Source organism: Fodinicola acaciae, assembly GCF_010993745.1.
GTDB classification, from domain to species: Bacteria; Actinomycetota; Actinomycetes; order Mycobacteriales; family HKI-0501; genus Fodinicola; species Fodinicola acaciae.
Genome location: NZ_WOTN01000001.1, coordinates 701,958 through 715,140, shown reverse-complemented (window position 1 = coordinate 715,140; position 13,183 = coordinate 701,958). Strand labels below are relative to the sequence as shown.

At 67.5% G+C, this 13,183-nt stretch carries 17 protein-coding genes; 8 read left to right on the top strand and 9 right to left on the bottom strand.

The window, feature by feature from the left end; genetic code table 11:
* Positions 1-57: 57 nt before the first annotated feature.
* The gene (locus GNX95_RS03305; RefSeq protein ID WP_187369586.1) at positions 58-912 is read right to left on the bottom strand and encodes a tryptophan 2,3-dioxygenase; all 855 of its coding nucleotides are present in this window, start codon (positions 910-912) and stop codon (positions 58-60) included.
* Positions 913-1,563: 651 nt separating this feature from the next.
* On the opposite strand from GNX95_RS03305, the gene GNX95_RS03300 reads away from it, so the two are divergent.
* Positions 1,564-2,169: a CG0192-related protein gene (locus GNX95_RS03300; protein ID WP_163505670.1), complete on the top strand. Its 606-nt coding sequence runs from the start codon at positions 1,564-1,566 to the stop codon at positions 2,167-2,169.
* An 85-nt stretch (positions 2,170-2,254) separates the two neighbouring features.
* Here the strand turns inward: GNX95_RS03300 and GNX95_RS03295 are convergent, their stop codons facing one another.
* Together GNX95_RS03295 and GNX95_RS03290 are read right to left on the bottom strand one after the other, a co-directional pair.
* On the bottom strand, positions 2,255-2,626 hold the full coding sequence (locus GNX95_RS03295; RefSeq protein ID WP_163505669.1) for a hypothetical protein: 372 nt from the start codon (positions 2,624-2,626) through the stop codon (positions 2,255-2,257).
* Between the two features lie 50 nt (positions 2,627-2,676).
* The gene (locus tag GNX95_RS03290) at positions 2,677-3,549 is read right to left on the bottom strand and encodes an alpha/beta hydrolase (protein WP_222853366.1); all 873 of its coding nucleotides are present in this window, start codon (positions 3,547-3,549) and stop codon (positions 2,677-2,679) included.
* Positions 3,550-3,581: 32 nt separating this feature from the next.
* Between GNX95_RS03290 and GNX95_RS03285 the strand changes: the two genes are divergently transcribed.
* Positions 3,582-3,911: a hypothetical protein gene (locus GNX95_RS03285; RefSeq protein ID WP_163505667.1), complete on the top strand. Its 330-nt coding sequence runs from the start codon at positions 3,582-3,584 to the stop codon at positions 3,909-3,911.
* Positions 3,912-4,031: 120 nt separating this feature from the next.
* Here the strand turns inward: GNX95_RS03285 and GNX95_RS03280 are convergent, their stop codons facing one another.
* A complete protein-coding gene (locus tag GNX95_RS03280) occupies positions 4,032-4,646 on the bottom strand; it encodes a VOC family protein (protein WP_163505666.1) in 615 nt (204 codons plus the stop codon).
* On the bottom strand, positions 4,643-5,449 hold the full coding sequence (locus tag GNX95_RS03275; RefSeq protein ID WP_163505665.1) for an AraC family transcriptional regulator: 807 nt from the start codon (positions 5,447-5,449) through the stop codon (positions 4,643-4,645). Before GNX95_RS03275 ends, GNX95_RS03280 begins: the two co-directional genes overlap by 4 nt.
* Before the next feature lie 91 nt (positions 5,450-5,540).
* Here GNX95_RS03275 and GNX95_RS03270 point away from each other — a divergent pair, with 91 nt between their 5' ends.
* Positions 5,541-6,374 (top strand): phytanoyl-CoA dioxygenase family protein, encoded by an 834-nt coding sequence (locus GNX95_RS03270; RefSeq protein WP_163505664.1) that lies wholly within the window; start codon positions 5,541-5,543, stop codon positions 6,372-6,374.
* Between the two features lie 288 nt (positions 6,375-6,662).
* On the opposite strand, the gene GNX95_RS03265 is transcribed toward GNX95_RS03270, so the two are convergent.
* Entirely contained in the window at positions 6,663-6,944 is a 282-nt protein-coding gene (locus GNX95_RS03265; RefSeq protein ID WP_163505663.1) for a hypothetical protein, read from the bottom strand.
* On the opposite strand from GNX95_RS03265, the gene GNX95_RS03260 reads away from it, so the two are divergent.
* Positions 6,934-7,149 (top strand): hypothetical protein, encoded by a 216-nt coding sequence (locus GNX95_RS03260; protein ID WP_163505662.1) that lies wholly within the window; start codon positions 6,934-6,936, stop codon positions 7,147-7,149. The genes GNX95_RS03265 and GNX95_RS03260 overlap by 11 nt on opposite strands.
* Before the next feature lie 868 nt (positions 7,150-8,017).
* Here GNX95_RS03260 and GNX95_RS03255 read toward each other — a convergent pair.
* Complete coding sequence (locus GNX95_RS03255) at positions 8,018-8,608, bottom strand: TIGR03086 family metal-binding protein (protein ID WP_163505661.1); 591 nt, start codon at positions 8,606-8,608, stop codon at positions 8,018-8,020.
* 52 nt (positions 8,609-8,660) lie between these two features.
* On the opposite strand from GNX95_RS03255, the gene GNX95_RS03250 reads away from it, so the two are divergent.
* Positions 8,661-9,104 carry a MarR family winged helix-turn-helix transcriptional regulator gene (locus GNX95_RS03250; protein WP_163505660.1) on the top strand — a complete coding sequence of 148 codons (444 nt, stop codon included), beginning with the start codon at positions 8,661-8,663 and terminating at the stop codon, positions 9,102-9,104.
* A 32-nt stretch (positions 9,105-9,136) separates the two neighbouring features.
* Entirely contained in the window at positions 9,137-9,694 is a 558-nt protein-coding gene (locus GNX95_RS03245; RefSeq protein WP_163505659.1) for a TetR/AcrR family transcriptional regulator, read from the top strand.
* Here GNX95_RS03245 and GNX95_RS03240 read toward each other — a convergent pair.
* Positions 9,681-10,709 carry a Glu/Leu/Phe/Val dehydrogenase dimerization domain-containing protein gene (locus GNX95_RS03240; RefSeq protein WP_246281495.1) on the bottom strand — a complete coding sequence of 343 codons (1,029 nt, stop codon included), beginning with the start codon at positions 10,707-10,709 and terminating at the stop codon, positions 9,681-9,683. The genes GNX95_RS03245 and GNX95_RS03240 overlap by 14 nt on opposite strands.
* Before the next feature lie 106 nt (positions 10,710-10,815).
* Between GNX95_RS03240 and GNX95_RS03235 the strand changes: the two genes are divergently transcribed.
* On the top strand, positions 10,816-11,268 hold the full coding sequence (locus tag GNX95_RS03235) for an Lrp/AsnC family transcriptional regulator (protein ID WP_163505657.1): 453 nt from the start codon (positions 10,816-10,818) through the stop codon (positions 11,266-11,268).
* A 70-nt stretch (positions 11,269-11,338) separates the two neighbouring features.
* Positions 11,339-12,052, top strand: coding sequence for a phosphatase PAP2 family protein (locus GNX95_RS03230; protein WP_163505656.1), 714 nt, complete (start codon positions 11,339-11,341; stop codon positions 12,050-12,052).
* Here GNX95_RS03230 and metX read toward each other — a convergent pair.
* Positions 12,025-13,179 (bottom strand): homoserine O-acetyltransferase MetX, encoded by a 1,155-nt coding sequence (gene metX / locus GNX95_RS03225; protein WP_163505655.1) that lies wholly within the window; start codon positions 13,177-13,179, stop codon positions 12,025-12,027. The two genes, GNX95_RS03230 and metX, sit on opposite strands and share 28 nt — an antisense overlap.
* Between the last annotated feature and the right edge of the window lie 4 nt (positions 13,180-13,183).

The window sequence follows — 13,183 nt, the reverse complement described above, 5'->3', positions numbered from 1 at the left end:
CCCGGCGGCCTCGGCAAGCATACTGCTAGCCGCGGCGGTCCGTACGCGCGATCTCGGTCACCGTCCGATTTCGGTCCGAACGGCCAGGATCTCCGGGAAGAAAGTCAGGTCCAGCGCGGCCCGGAGAAACGCCACGCCACTGGAGCCGCCGGTCCCCGGTTTGAAACCGATCACCCGCTCCACCGTCTTCATGTGCCGGAACCGCCAGAGCTGGAAGCTTTCCTCGACGTCCACCAGTTCTTCACACGTCTCGTATTCCGGCCAGAAGTCCTGCCGGTTCTCATAGATGCGTTTGAGCACCGGCACGAGTTTCGGCCGCGGCACGTACGCCTCGGTCACGTCCCGCCGCACGATCTCGGCCGGCACGTCGTGGCCGTGTCGCGCGAGATAGCGCAGAAACTCGTCGTAGAGGCTGGGCGTACGCAACGCCTCCGACAACTCCGCCAACGCCACCTTGTCGTGCCGGAACACCTCGAGCATGTCAGCGTTTTTGTTGCCGAGCATGAATTCCACCAGCCGATACTGCACCGACTGGAAACCGGAGGAACGGCCGAGAAACCGGCGAAACTCGGCGTACTCGATCGGCGTGAGTGTCTCCAGCACGGCCCACTGCTCGAAAAGCTGCCGCTGGATGTGCTTGATCCTGGCCAGCAGCTTGAGCGCCGGCGCCAACTCGTCGGCGGCGATGTGCCGCAGAGCCGCGCGAAGCTCGTGGATCAGCAGCTTCATCCAGAGCTCGGATGTCTGGTGCTGGATGATGAACAGCATCTCGTCGTGGTGCACCGGCCTGCTCATCGGATGCTGCGCGCCGAGCAGCTCCTCCAGATGCAGGTAGCCGCCGTAGGTCATCGTCTCGGCGAGGTCCCGGTGGACACCGCCTTCGATCTGCCGCCTGTTCGCCTCCACCGCCATCTCGCCACACTAACCCCGACCAGCCAAAACCGAGATTCGTCAGGGTCGGCGCCGACAAGCAACGACAAGCCGAACATACCCGCAGCAAGAGAGTCGTCCGCACTAAACACCCGATTTGATGTCTTGTTAACCAAGCATTACGCGATCAGACCGTCTCACCCGCATTGTCAGCCACACCAGCACCACCCCGGCCGCCCTCAATGTTCGCAAGGCCCCCATGCGTGCGTCAGGCGCACGTAAGTAGGCCTTGCCATCAACAGACAAGCCGGCAAAACGGACATGTAGCGCTACAGGAAGACCGTTTGGCGTCCATCCCGACGGGTTGCTTCCAAAGGTGACCTGGCTTGCCCAGAAAACCCAGCCCCGCCACAAACGCGCAGCCGCACCCCCAATGCACACCGATTGGCATCCACGCGCCCCTCCCTTGAGGTCGCCCGCCGCGCAGGCGAAAACCCAACCATCCACCCAACGCAACAAAACGGACGACGCAACCACTCACGCAACACGACACAGAAACCAACACCACCACTACAACCAGCTACGGGATGCATGCCCCAGGAAGCCCGGGCGTCTCAACTGCCGCCAGTCGTACTTGCTCCTCGAGCAGCGGGAATTCCTTACCAAACCGCGAAATTTGTTAGAGTCTGACGCGTGGCTCTCATCCATTCCGCGACGATAAGTCCGACCAAACTCGAGCTGTTGGCGGCGTGGCTGCCGGGCCGGTCCTGGTTCACCGGCGATCCGAACGTACGACGGCTCGGCGCGTACCGCTTCGACGACCCGGCCGGCGAGGTCGGCCTGGAGGCTCTCATCGTGCGGTCCGACGGTCCCGTCCTGCACACACCGTTGACATATCGGGATGCTCCCCTGGCCGGCGCCGACGACTTCCTGGTCGGCACGACCGAGCACTCGGTGCTGGGGAAACGCTGGGTTTACGACGGCTGCGCCGATCCGGTGTGGGTGGCGGCGGCCGCGTCGGTCGTGGTCGGCGACGGCGGCCAGGCGGAGGAGATCTTCGCGACGGACGGCCAGCAGCAACGCCGCGAGCCGTCCGCGACGGTCGCCGGCAGTGGCTCGGCCGGCCGTTCACCGGTGATCGATGCCGTGACCTGCCACGATGACGGCGGGACGACGGTCGTACGCGGCGGCGGCGTTGAGCTTGTGGTCGTACGCGTCGTGGGGACGGAGATCTCCGTCACGGACACGCTCACCGGTGCGTGGTCCGGCGGCTCAGGCGTACTCGCCGGCATCCGCTGACCACTCGGTCCTGTGGTTGGCGACGCATCGAGTGTGGGGAAATCTGGTGGGATGCCGATTTCCCCACACTCGACGTGGCATTGACCTAGCAGTTGACGCGGACGTAGTTGAGCAGGTCGGCGGTCTGCGCGTCGAGGTTGGTCTGCGCGTTCTGGCCGACGAAGCCGATCTGGTGGATGTAGCCACCCTGGCCGTCCTGGTCAAACCAGAAGAGCGTCACCGAGTTTCCCCAGGTTTGCACGGAATGCGTATGGTAGGCGAAGCCGGACGGCAACCAGTGCTCGCCACAGCTCGGCACTTCCCAGCGACTGCCGTTGCCGAAGGTGCCGGTGTTGAGGCAGACCTTGCCATAGCGGCAATCGTACGCCGCCTCGGCCGGACTGGCCGCGAACAGCACTCCGCTCGCGACGCTCGCCGCCGCGGCTACCGCGGCGATTTTTCCAAGTTTACGGGACACAAGACCTCCATAGTCGAAACAACGGCGGTCAGTGTAGCGCTAAAACACGGTCAGCCGGTCCTGATCGCCGCGGCGACCGGCGCGGCCCCTTTCTCCGACAGCAGGATGGTGTAGTGGTTGGTGCCGGCGAGCGTACGCACCGGCATCTTCGCCTCGATCGGCGCGACCTCCGGATAGAGCGGCACCGGCTGGTCGAGCAGACCCCTTTCGGCGCGCAGGAAAACCGCGTCGTGGCGCAGCCGCTGCCACGCCTCGCGCAATGCGTCACCTTCCAGGATGTCGACCGAGTCCTCGCGTACGGCGGCCTCGCTGACCTTGCTGCGCAGCTCCGGCTCGGTGCCGGTCAGGTCATAGTCCACATAGGACTGAATGGCCGCGTTCCACTCGGCGAAGGCCGGATGCGCACGCCAGAAGTCGGCATAGGCGACCCGGCTCGGAAACCGCATCCGCAGCCGCTGCACCGCCGGTCCGAGGACGGTGGCGATCCGCTCCTCGGCCGTGTCGCCAGGCGGTGGCGGCAGCGGTGGTCCGCCGTCGACGAGGACCAGCCGGCTCACCCGTTCCGGATGCCGGTCGGCCAGCACCAGCGACACGAAGCCACCCATCGAGTGACCGGCCACCACGACCTCGGCCGCGCCGAGCCGGTCGAGCACGGCCGCGCAGTCGTCGGCGTGCCGCGCGAAGCCGTACGGTCCGGCCACCGAGCCGCTGTCGCCGCGGCCGCGCAGATCGACACCGGCGACCGTGCCGGTCCCCATCCCGTTCCCGTCGCCCGCCACCTGCTCGGCGACCAGTGACCAGGCCAGATGCGAACCGGTGATGCCGTGGACGAGCAGAGTGAGCGGCTCGCCGACACCCCAGACGCCGACCGCCAGCCCACCGCCGGGGACCGGCACCTGGAGCCGGCGGTACGGGCTGGTCACCAGACGTCCCAAGGATCTTTTACACTTGGCACATGCACTCCGTACGAACCATCGTCGGCGTCCTTCTGGCCACCCTAGCCCTCGCTTTCGCCGCCGGCTGCGGCGGCAACTCCAACGGCACTGCCACCAACTGCACCACGAGTGGCTGCACGATCACCTTCGACCAAGGTGTCAACGCGGAGGCCAACATCCTCGGCGTCAAGGCAAAACTGGTCGGCGTACAAGGCCAGCAGGTGACCGTCGAGGTGGCCGGCCAGCGGGTCCAGGTGACCGCCGGCCAGCCGGTCGAGGTCAGCGGCCTGAAGGTGACCGTCCAAGAAATCACCTCCGAGAAGGTCGTGCTGCACGTGACGCAGGCCTAGGGTCTGTCTCCATATTCCGGGGGGATGAGAGTCGAGATCCTGCCGTCAGGCGGCCCGAGAAAGATGTGACAGCGGCTCGGCTATCGCCCCGCAGAATATGGAGACAGACTCTAGAGGCCCCTAATCGCGGCCCTGCCAGCAGGTGACGCACGCTTCGTTGCCTTCCGGGTCGGCCAAGACCCAGAAGGCCGGCGCCTCCTTGTCGTAGACGAGCGTGCCGCCGGCGGCCAGCGCGGCGGCGATCCTCGCCTCCGTCTGGTCGTGCGGCACCGACACGTCGAAGTGGATCCGGTTGCGCTGGCGGCGCGGCTCGTCCATCTGCTGGAACCAGACAGCCGGTCCCAGACCGGCCGGATCCACCAGTGCGTCGCCGACCCGCTCGTACGCCAGCACCGCTTCCCAGAACGGCAACACCGCCGGGATGTCCATGGCGTCGATCCCCAACTCGATCGCCTGCACGCCGTCCGGTGTGGTCGGCAGCGCCGCCGACAGCGCCTTCGCCAGCTCGACCTCGGCCGCTCCCACTCGCGAGGCGTGCACCTCGATGGTCAGGTGCACGCCGTCCGCGCGTACGTCGATCCGCAGCCGCTCGTCGCCGATCTCCGCGGCGCTGAGCGCGATCCGCGCCGCGTCCGCGATCGACGACGCCGGGACGTACGCGCGGAAGGCGCCGAGCACCAGCCGCCAGCCAAGATCGGTGACCGCGTCCGATGCCTCTTTCCGTTTCAGTGTCATGCCTCCATCATGCCGGCCGGATCGTGGTCGCGATGCCGGTCGCGGCTCGGCGCGTGACCGAGGAACTGTCTGTATTGCCGGCCGAAATAGCCGAGGTCGCGATAGCCGAGCGCGGCGGCGACCTCGGTCACCGACATCGTGGTCTCGGTCAGCAGGTGGCGCGCTCGATCGACGCGCGCGCGAGTCAGATAGCGGATCGGCGGGTCACCGGTGTACGCGGCGAACCGGCGAGTGAACTGCGCTCGCGACAGCGACGCGCGAGCCGCCAACTCGGCGACCGTCCACATCCGGCCGGGGTCGTGCCGGATCGCCGCGGCGATGTCGGCCAACACCTGGTCGACCCGGCCGGCCGGGTGCAGATTGTCCTCCCACAGCAGGCAAACCAGGTGTTCCAGGCCGAGTGCGGCGTGCCGGCGGCCGAGCGCGTCGCCGCGCCGATAGCTCGTCTCGCAGCGGCGCGCCAGCGCGGCCAGCAGCTCACGGTCGGCCACAGACTGCCAGCGGCCGGGCGGCACGACCGTGTCGTCGCCGGCCACCGAGAAATGCATGCCGAAAACGACCAGCCGGCGGAGCGGATCGTGGGTGGCCACGGGTGCGTCGCCAGGCGCGAAGATCGCGCAGACGCCGGCGTGCAACGCAGCCGTACGACCGTCGAGCCGCAGCTCGCCAACGCCTTCCAGCACACACCACAGCAGATGGTCGGGCAGCGGCCGGGAATGCCACGACCAGCTCGGCTCGCAGCGCCAGTAGGTCGGCGGTGAAAGCAGCGTCAGCTCCAGCGGTGCCAGCGGCGGATGAGTCAAAAGTCCGACTCCTTGCGTCGATCATGACTGGCCGAAAGCCTCTGTGGAACCGACGATGAGCGTACCAACGGATTGCCGAGGAGCATCGCCGATGAGCGTTTCGTCCGCAACTCAGTTCGACCTCGACGGATACGTCGTCGCACGCGGACTGTTTTCCGCCGAGGAGACGGCACAACTGCGCGACCACTACATGGCCGTCCGCCATCGCGCGCCGGTCCGGCACCGCGAGTCGGGTCCGGACGCGACGGCACGCGATCCGCTGCGCCGCTATCCACGGCTGGCGCAGATGCACCGCTGGGACGAGACGACGCTGCGGTGGCTGCTCGACCCGCGGATCCGCGACCGACTGGTCGGGCTGCTCGGTGTGGAGCCGTACGCGGTGCAGTCGATGCTCTATTTCAAGCCGGCCGGCTCACGCGGGCAGGCGCTGCACCAGGACAACTTCTATCTGAAGGTCGAGCCGGGCACCTGCATGGCCGCGTGGACGGCGTTGGACCGTACCGATGCCGACAACGGCTGCATGATGGTCGTGCCGGGCAGCCAGCGCTGGCCGGTGCTGTGCACCGAGAAAGCCGACACCGCGGTCAGCTTCACCGACGTGACCGTGCCGCTGCCGGACCGCCACGACGCCGTCGAGGTCGAGATGGAACCCGGAGATGTGTTGTTCTTCAACGGATCCCTGGTGCACGGCAGCCTCCCCAACCGCAGCACCGACCGCTTCCGGCGAGCTCTGATCGGCCACTACATCCAAGCCGACGCGCGCCAGGTCGCGCAGTATTACCACCCCGTCCTGCGGATGGACGGCTCGGCCGTCGAGCTGGACGTCAGCGAGGGCGGCGGCGAATGCGGCGTGTGGGTGGATGCGGACGGTGAGCCGGCGATCGCGATGACCGGGCGACACACCGTCACACGTAAACACGAGTGAGTTCAGCCAGCTGAACGGTGGAATTCCGGCAATTCACGGCAAAAGCTGAAAACAACGGCCGGCCGACCGTGGCGGTTTTCACTTGTCGTCATTGCGTTATTACCGTGTATTACCGGAAAATTGTTAGCTGAGGGTGCCTTTCGGTGGCCTGCCGGCAATCCAGTATGGTCGCCGCGTGAAAGGGACCCGACGGCTTGCGATCACCGGTGTCGCCGTGGCCGGTGTGCTGATAAATGTCGCGATTTGGTACGGAATTCCGCAGCTGCTCGCCAGCTCCAACGCGGACACCTACCGCACGAACGCGGCCTCGACGCCGAGCACCAGCCCAACGCCGAGCACCACACCCGGCGATCCGAGCGATTCCCCAGTCGACGCGTCCGGCTCGCCGAGCACGTCGCCGAGCCCGAGCGGCAGCCCCAGCAACCACCACCAAACCAACCCCGGCGCGCAGCCACCCGGCAGCCACCCCAACCCGAGCACCGGCCCGACCAAGCCGAGCACCGCTCCGCCACCGAAGCCGAAAACCATGGTGGTCAACGCCGAACACAGCGCCAGCTCGGTGACTTTCACCTACACCGCGACGACGCTGAGCGCAGCCCCAAACGCGGCAGACGGCTGGTCGGCCGGCACCATCAAGATGGACAACTCCATCTCGGTGATCTTCACTTCCGGCAACCAGCGCGAGTCGATCACCGGCACGCTGCAAAATGGGACAGTGCAGATTAGTCGGGGTTGGGATCCGGGGCAGAGCAGCAGCACGACTGGTAGCAGCTGAGGCGCGGGGACCCTTAGCTGGGTTGTGGTGGCGGGGTGGGTGCGTCTCCTGGTTGTTGCGTCAGGGGTGGTTGGTTTTTCGCCTGCGCGGCGGGCGCTCCTGCGCGGAGGGCGACCTCAAGGGAGGGGCGCGTGGATGCCAATCGGTGTGCATGGGGGTCGGCTGCGCGTTTGCGGCGGGGCTGGTTGTCCGGGCACGCATGGGAAGCAACCCGTCGGTCTGGACGCCAAACGATCGTGCCGTAGCCGCTGACTGCGTAATACTTGTTTAACAAGACATCAAAACGGACGTCTGTCGCAGCCGAGCAGTCACAACAGCATTATCAGCCTCAGTAGTCACACCCGTCACAGCCTCCGGGGATCGTTGTGGCGTGAAGGCCTTGTTCCTTGCGTCCAGCGCAAGTAACTCGACATTCATGCCATCTACAAACCTCTCAAGTCGAACATTTAGCGCTACATCTGCTTCTCGTCCCACATATTGGATCTTCCCGCCGCAGACCGGGACGCCACCGCAACTCCGGCGATCCATCCACGCTCCTGGTCCGGTTTGTCCGTTCTCCCCCGTCGGCGAGCTTTGCTTGAGCACATGTGCTCATCCTCCGGACTCCGACGGAGGAGAACGGACAAACCGGACCACACGCCGTACGAAACCGCACACGCCGCACCCAACCCAACCAACAACGAAACCCCGCGCGCCCCTCCCCTTGAGGTCGCCCTCCGCGCAGGAGCGCCCGCCGCGCAGGCGCCACCACCCCCCAAACGCACCAAAAATGAAGAGCCCGACCCTCCCAACGCACCAAACAGAAAACGCAACCCGCTAAACCCCTACCCAGCCCGCGGCCCACACACGGACCCACTGCCGAATATCGTCAGCGCCAGGAAGGCGAACGCCCAAGGAGGGCGACGATGTGGTCAAGCTTGACGCCGCCGCTATATGCCACCACCGGCCCGAAGGATGAGCCGGGGGCCCGGCGCATCTCGCCGTCCGGCACCGCTTTGGCGATTTCCAGCGTCGCGTCGAGCACCTCTGGCGCGAATTCCACTGACACGCCGAGAGTTTTCGCCACGTCCCAGCCGTGTACGACGTAGTCGACCAGGTGGAAGCCGGCGGCCTGGGCGCCGGGGACCTCCGCGCCAAACTCCGGCAGCGGGAAAATCCGTTCTAGCACACCGTCTTCGGCGAAGGCCGCCAGCACGTGTTCGGCAGCGGCTCGGTACGCGGCGACCGGGTCGTCGCCGAGCGGTCGCCAGCCCCATGCTGACAGCTCACCAACGCCGGTCGAGGCGGCGGCGAAGCCGTAGTGCTGTGCGGTCATGTGGGCGACGAGGCCGTACAACGTCCAACCTTCGCATGGCGTCGGCTTGCGCCAATCGTCAGCGGCGGCAAGGGAAACGAGGTCGATGGTGGTACGGACGGCTTGCGCGTCGAGCGCGACGACATCGATCGAAGTAATAGGCATACGCTTATGATGTGCGTGCGCTTATGATCTGTCAACAGGTATCTTCACCGACATGACCGACGCGCGTCCCGACCTCGCCGCGATGCTGGCTCCGCTGGTACGGTCGCTGATCGCCGCCGAGCATCCGGTGCTGGACCGGCACGGCGTCTCGATGTGGGGTTACTCGGTGCTCACCGCGCTCGATGACAGGCCGGATGACAACCCGATCCGCACGCAGGCCGCGCTCGCCGAGGCGATCGGCGCCGACAAGACGCGGATCATCGCCTACCTCGACGAGCTGCAGGACCGCGGCCTGATCAGCCGCGAACCGGATCCGGACGACCGGCGGGTACGGCTGCTGGCGATCACCGACGCCGGCCGCCAGCTGCGCCGTGCCGTACGCGCCGACATCCAGGCGCGCGAGAACGAACTCCTGGCGACGCTGCCGGCCGCCGACCGGAAGGGTTTTCTGCGCGCACTGCGGACGCTGTCGGACATGGCACGCCGGGAGCCCTGATCCGTGTACCTACCGGTAGGTAAACTGGCTGGATGGACACGGCGGAGAAGCTGATCGAGAGCACGCGGCAGCTGCTCTGGGAACGCGGCTATGTCGGCACCAGCCCGAAAGCCATCCAGCAGCGCGCCGGCGCCGGCCAGGGCAGCATGTATCACCACTTCTCCGGCAAGGCCGACCTGGCGTTGGCCGCGGTCCGGCGCAGCGCCGACGAGCTGCGCGCCGAGGTCGAACGACACCTTTCCGGCGCTGGTACGCCATTGCGGCGCATCGAGGCCTATCTGACCCGCGAGCGCGACGTCCTACGCGGCTGCCAGATCGGTGGCCTGACACAGGATCCCGACATTGTGGCGAGTCCGACGCTGCGCGAGCCGGTCGACGCGACGATCGGCTGGCTGCAGACAAGGCTCGCCGAGGTCGTCGCGCAAGCACAGGATGCCGGCGAGATCAACGACAACCTCGATGCATACGAGACTGCCAGCGCGTTGGTCGCGATGCTGCAAGGCGGCTACGTGCTGGCTCGCGCGGCCCAGGCGCCGGATGCCTTCGACAGAGCCATTTCCGGCGCCCTCGCCATGCTCAGGACCCGCTGAGCCTCCGGTCGGCCAGCGCGATGGCCTCGGCCAGCGGGGTCGAACGGTTTGCGTGCGCCTGCGCCAAAAGCGTGCCGACCGTGTCGCCGATCCGCTCCACTCTGGCCATCGCGCCGTCGTGGTCGAGACGGTCCGACTCGCGAGACAACGTGTAGATCACTCCCCCAGCGCTGGCAACGAAATCCGGCACCCACACGATGCCGCGGCCGGCCAGCGCACCGGCCACCGAGTCGTCGGTGAGCTGGTTGTTTGCCGGTCCCACCACCAAAGCGCAGTCCAACCGCGCGACCGTCTCCGGACTCAGCACCCCGCCGACCGCCGCCGGCACGATGATGTCGGCCGGTGTCGCCAGCGCCTTTTCGGGCTCCACCCAGGAAAGATCGAGTTCCTCGGCGGTACGCCGCTTGGCATCGTCCACATCGGACACGACGACCTCGGCGCCACCGGCCAGCGATCGCGCGACGATCGCTCCGACCGACCCCAAGCCGCTGATGACGACGCGACGTCCGGCCAGATCGTCCGTGCCGAGCACCGTACGCGCGGCGGCTCGCAGCGCCGCGAGCACGCCGACGGCGGTCGGTCCGCTCGACGATCCGGTGCCGCCTTCGCTCTCCGGCAGGCAATACGCGTATGGCGTACGGCGGCGCATCACGACCATGTCGGCCGACGACGTGCCGACATCCGGTCCGGTCAGATAGGCGCCGCCAAACGAGTCGACGATGTCGGCCGCGTCTTCCAGCACCGCCTCGCGTTCGGCGGTGGTCAGCACCCGGCCAGCCGGCAGCGGAATGACTGTTTTGCCGCCACCGTAGGAAAGTCCGGCGACGGCGCACTTGTACGTCATCGCCTTCGACAGCCGCAACACGTCCTCGACGCCGGCACGCCAGTCCGGATACTGCCACAGCCGGCAGCCGCCGGCGGCCGGGCCGAGCACGGTCGAGTGGATCGCGACGGCGACCGGCAGGCCGGTCCGCTCACCGCGGCGGACGACCAACTGCTGATGCTCCCACGCCACGTACGCCTCCAAACAACGAGCGATGGATGGCAGTGAGATTAAGCTGATGGCCATCGTTTCGACGGCTCTGCCGAAGATAATTCGGCAGCGGAGGAGATTGATCGCGATGGACGAAGTTGATTCGGCGATCGTCCGGCACTTACAGGAAGACGCGCGCCAGTCCAACCGCGAGATCGCCGAGAAGATCGGCATCGCGCCGTCGACCTGTCTGGAACGGACGCGGCTGTTGCGCCAGCGCGGCGTGATCCGCGGCTATCACGCCGAGGTCGACCTGGCCGCGCTCAACCGGCACGTGCAGGCGCTGGTCAGCGTGCAGGTGCGACCGCTGAACCGGTCGGTGATCGACTCGTTCCACCAGTGGGTCCGCCACCTTCCGGAGGTGCTGACCGTGTTCGGCACGGCCGGCAACGACGACTTCCTGGTGCACGTGGCCGTACGCGACATCGACCACCTGCACGCGTTTCTGGTCGACAAGCTCAGCGACCGCCGCGACATCGTCAGCTTCCGCAGCTCGATCATCTATCGCCGCGACACCAACAATGTTTTGGATCCGTTGTAAGCCGGCGGTATGACGGTGATCAACCGGAGGACCGATGCTGGACGCACGGTGAATTCATAATGTCGAGTGCATGCAGATGGCGTTGGCCGCGGCAACGGTGCCAGGCGGTTGGTTCGATGGTGGCCTCTATCAGGGGATCGCTCAGGCAGGCGGAAAATCGCCGTTCCTGGTCCAGGTGGCCGCCTCGATCGGCACGCAACTCGGTTTGCTGGTGATTTTCGGCCTGTTCGGCCTGGCCTGGTGGAGAGCCAGACGCGGTCCGGCGCGTGGCATGGCCTTCGTCGCTCTCGGCGTCGTGGCGGTTGGCGTCGCGTACGTCCTGAGTACGGTCCTGAAGGATCTCGTGCAGGAGCTGCGGCCGTGCCGCGCGATCGCCGGCGTACAGACGATCGACCCGTGTCCGGCCGCTGCCGACTGGTCGTTTCCAAGCAACCACGCCGTACTCGCCGCCGCCGGAGCGGTCGCGCTGATCCTCATCTGGCGCAAGCTCGTCTGGGCGGCGGTGCCGCTCGCGCTGGCCGAAGGCGCGTCGCGGGTGTTCGTCGGCGCGCACTATCCGCACGACGTGGTCGCCGGCTTCCTGCTCGGCAGCGCGGTCGCGCTGGCATCTCTGCTGGTGGCGCGGCCGGTGACGTTGCTCGTACAGAGACTGCGGTCGGTGACGCTGCTCGCGCCGGTGCTCGGCACGACCAGCGTGGCGTCCGTGGCCGACGGCCCACCACCGCGGCGCGTCGACTCGAGCCCGAACTCCGGCACCTACCGGTCGGACTTCGCGCGCTGGTAGGCGACCAGGCCGGTCAGCAGGGCGGCGATCTGGTCGACCTCGATCAGGAACGCGTCGTGACCGTACGGCGAGCTGATCACCCGCAGGTCGGTGCCGACACCGGCGGCGATCTCGGCCTGCTGCGCGAGCGGATAGAGCCGGTCGCTGTCGACGCCGGCCACCAGCGTACGAGCGGTGATCCGGCGCAGCGCCGCCTCGACGCCGCCGCGGCCGCGGCCGATGTCGTGGCTGTTCATCGTGCGGGTCAGGGTGACATAGCTGGCCGCGTCGAAGCGGTGCACCAGCTTGGTCGCGTGATGGTCCAGATACGACTCCACCGCGAAACGGCCGCCGTCGCGCGGATTTTCGCCATGTTGGTATTGCCGGCCGAAGCGAGCGGACAGCTCCGGCTCGCTGCGATAGGTGATGTGCGCGATCCGGCGCGCGATGCCGAGGCCGTTGTGTGGACCCTCGCCGGCCGGCAGGTCGTGGTAGTCACCGCCGTGCCAGCCCGGATCCTCCTCGATCGCGCGGATCTGCGGCCAGGCCCAGGCGATCTGCTCGGCGGAGGCCTGCGCCGGCGCGGCGAGTACGAGCGCGGACGCCACCCGGTCCGGCAGCGTCACGGCCCACTCCAACGCGCGCATGCCACCCATCGAGCCGCCGAGCACCGCCGCCCAGGTGCCGATGCCGAGCGCGTCGGCCAGCGCGGCCTCGGCGGCGACCTGGTCGCGTACGGTCAGCGCCGGAAACCGGCTCCCCCACGTCCCGCCGTCCGGCGCCGTCGAGGCCGGACCGGTGCTGCCCTGGCACCCACCGAGCACGTTTGGCGCCACCACGAAGAACCGGGCCGGATCCAGCACGCGACCAGGCCCGACCAGGCCGTCCCACCAGCCCGGCGTCGGATGGCCGTCGCCGGCCGGGCCAGCGACATGGCTGTCACCGGTCAGCGCGTGCAGCACCAGTACGGCGTTGGACCGGTCGACCGCGAGCGTCCCCCAGGTCTCGTACGCCAGCTGGAAATCCGGCAGCGAGTCGCCGGACTCCAGCTGCAGCGGCCGGCCGGCGGTGAAAAACTGCCGGCGCCCGGTCGCGTCCCCCGGCCGCCACGCGCCGGTGGCCGGCGGGAGCGCGCGAAGAGTCGTCAATTCA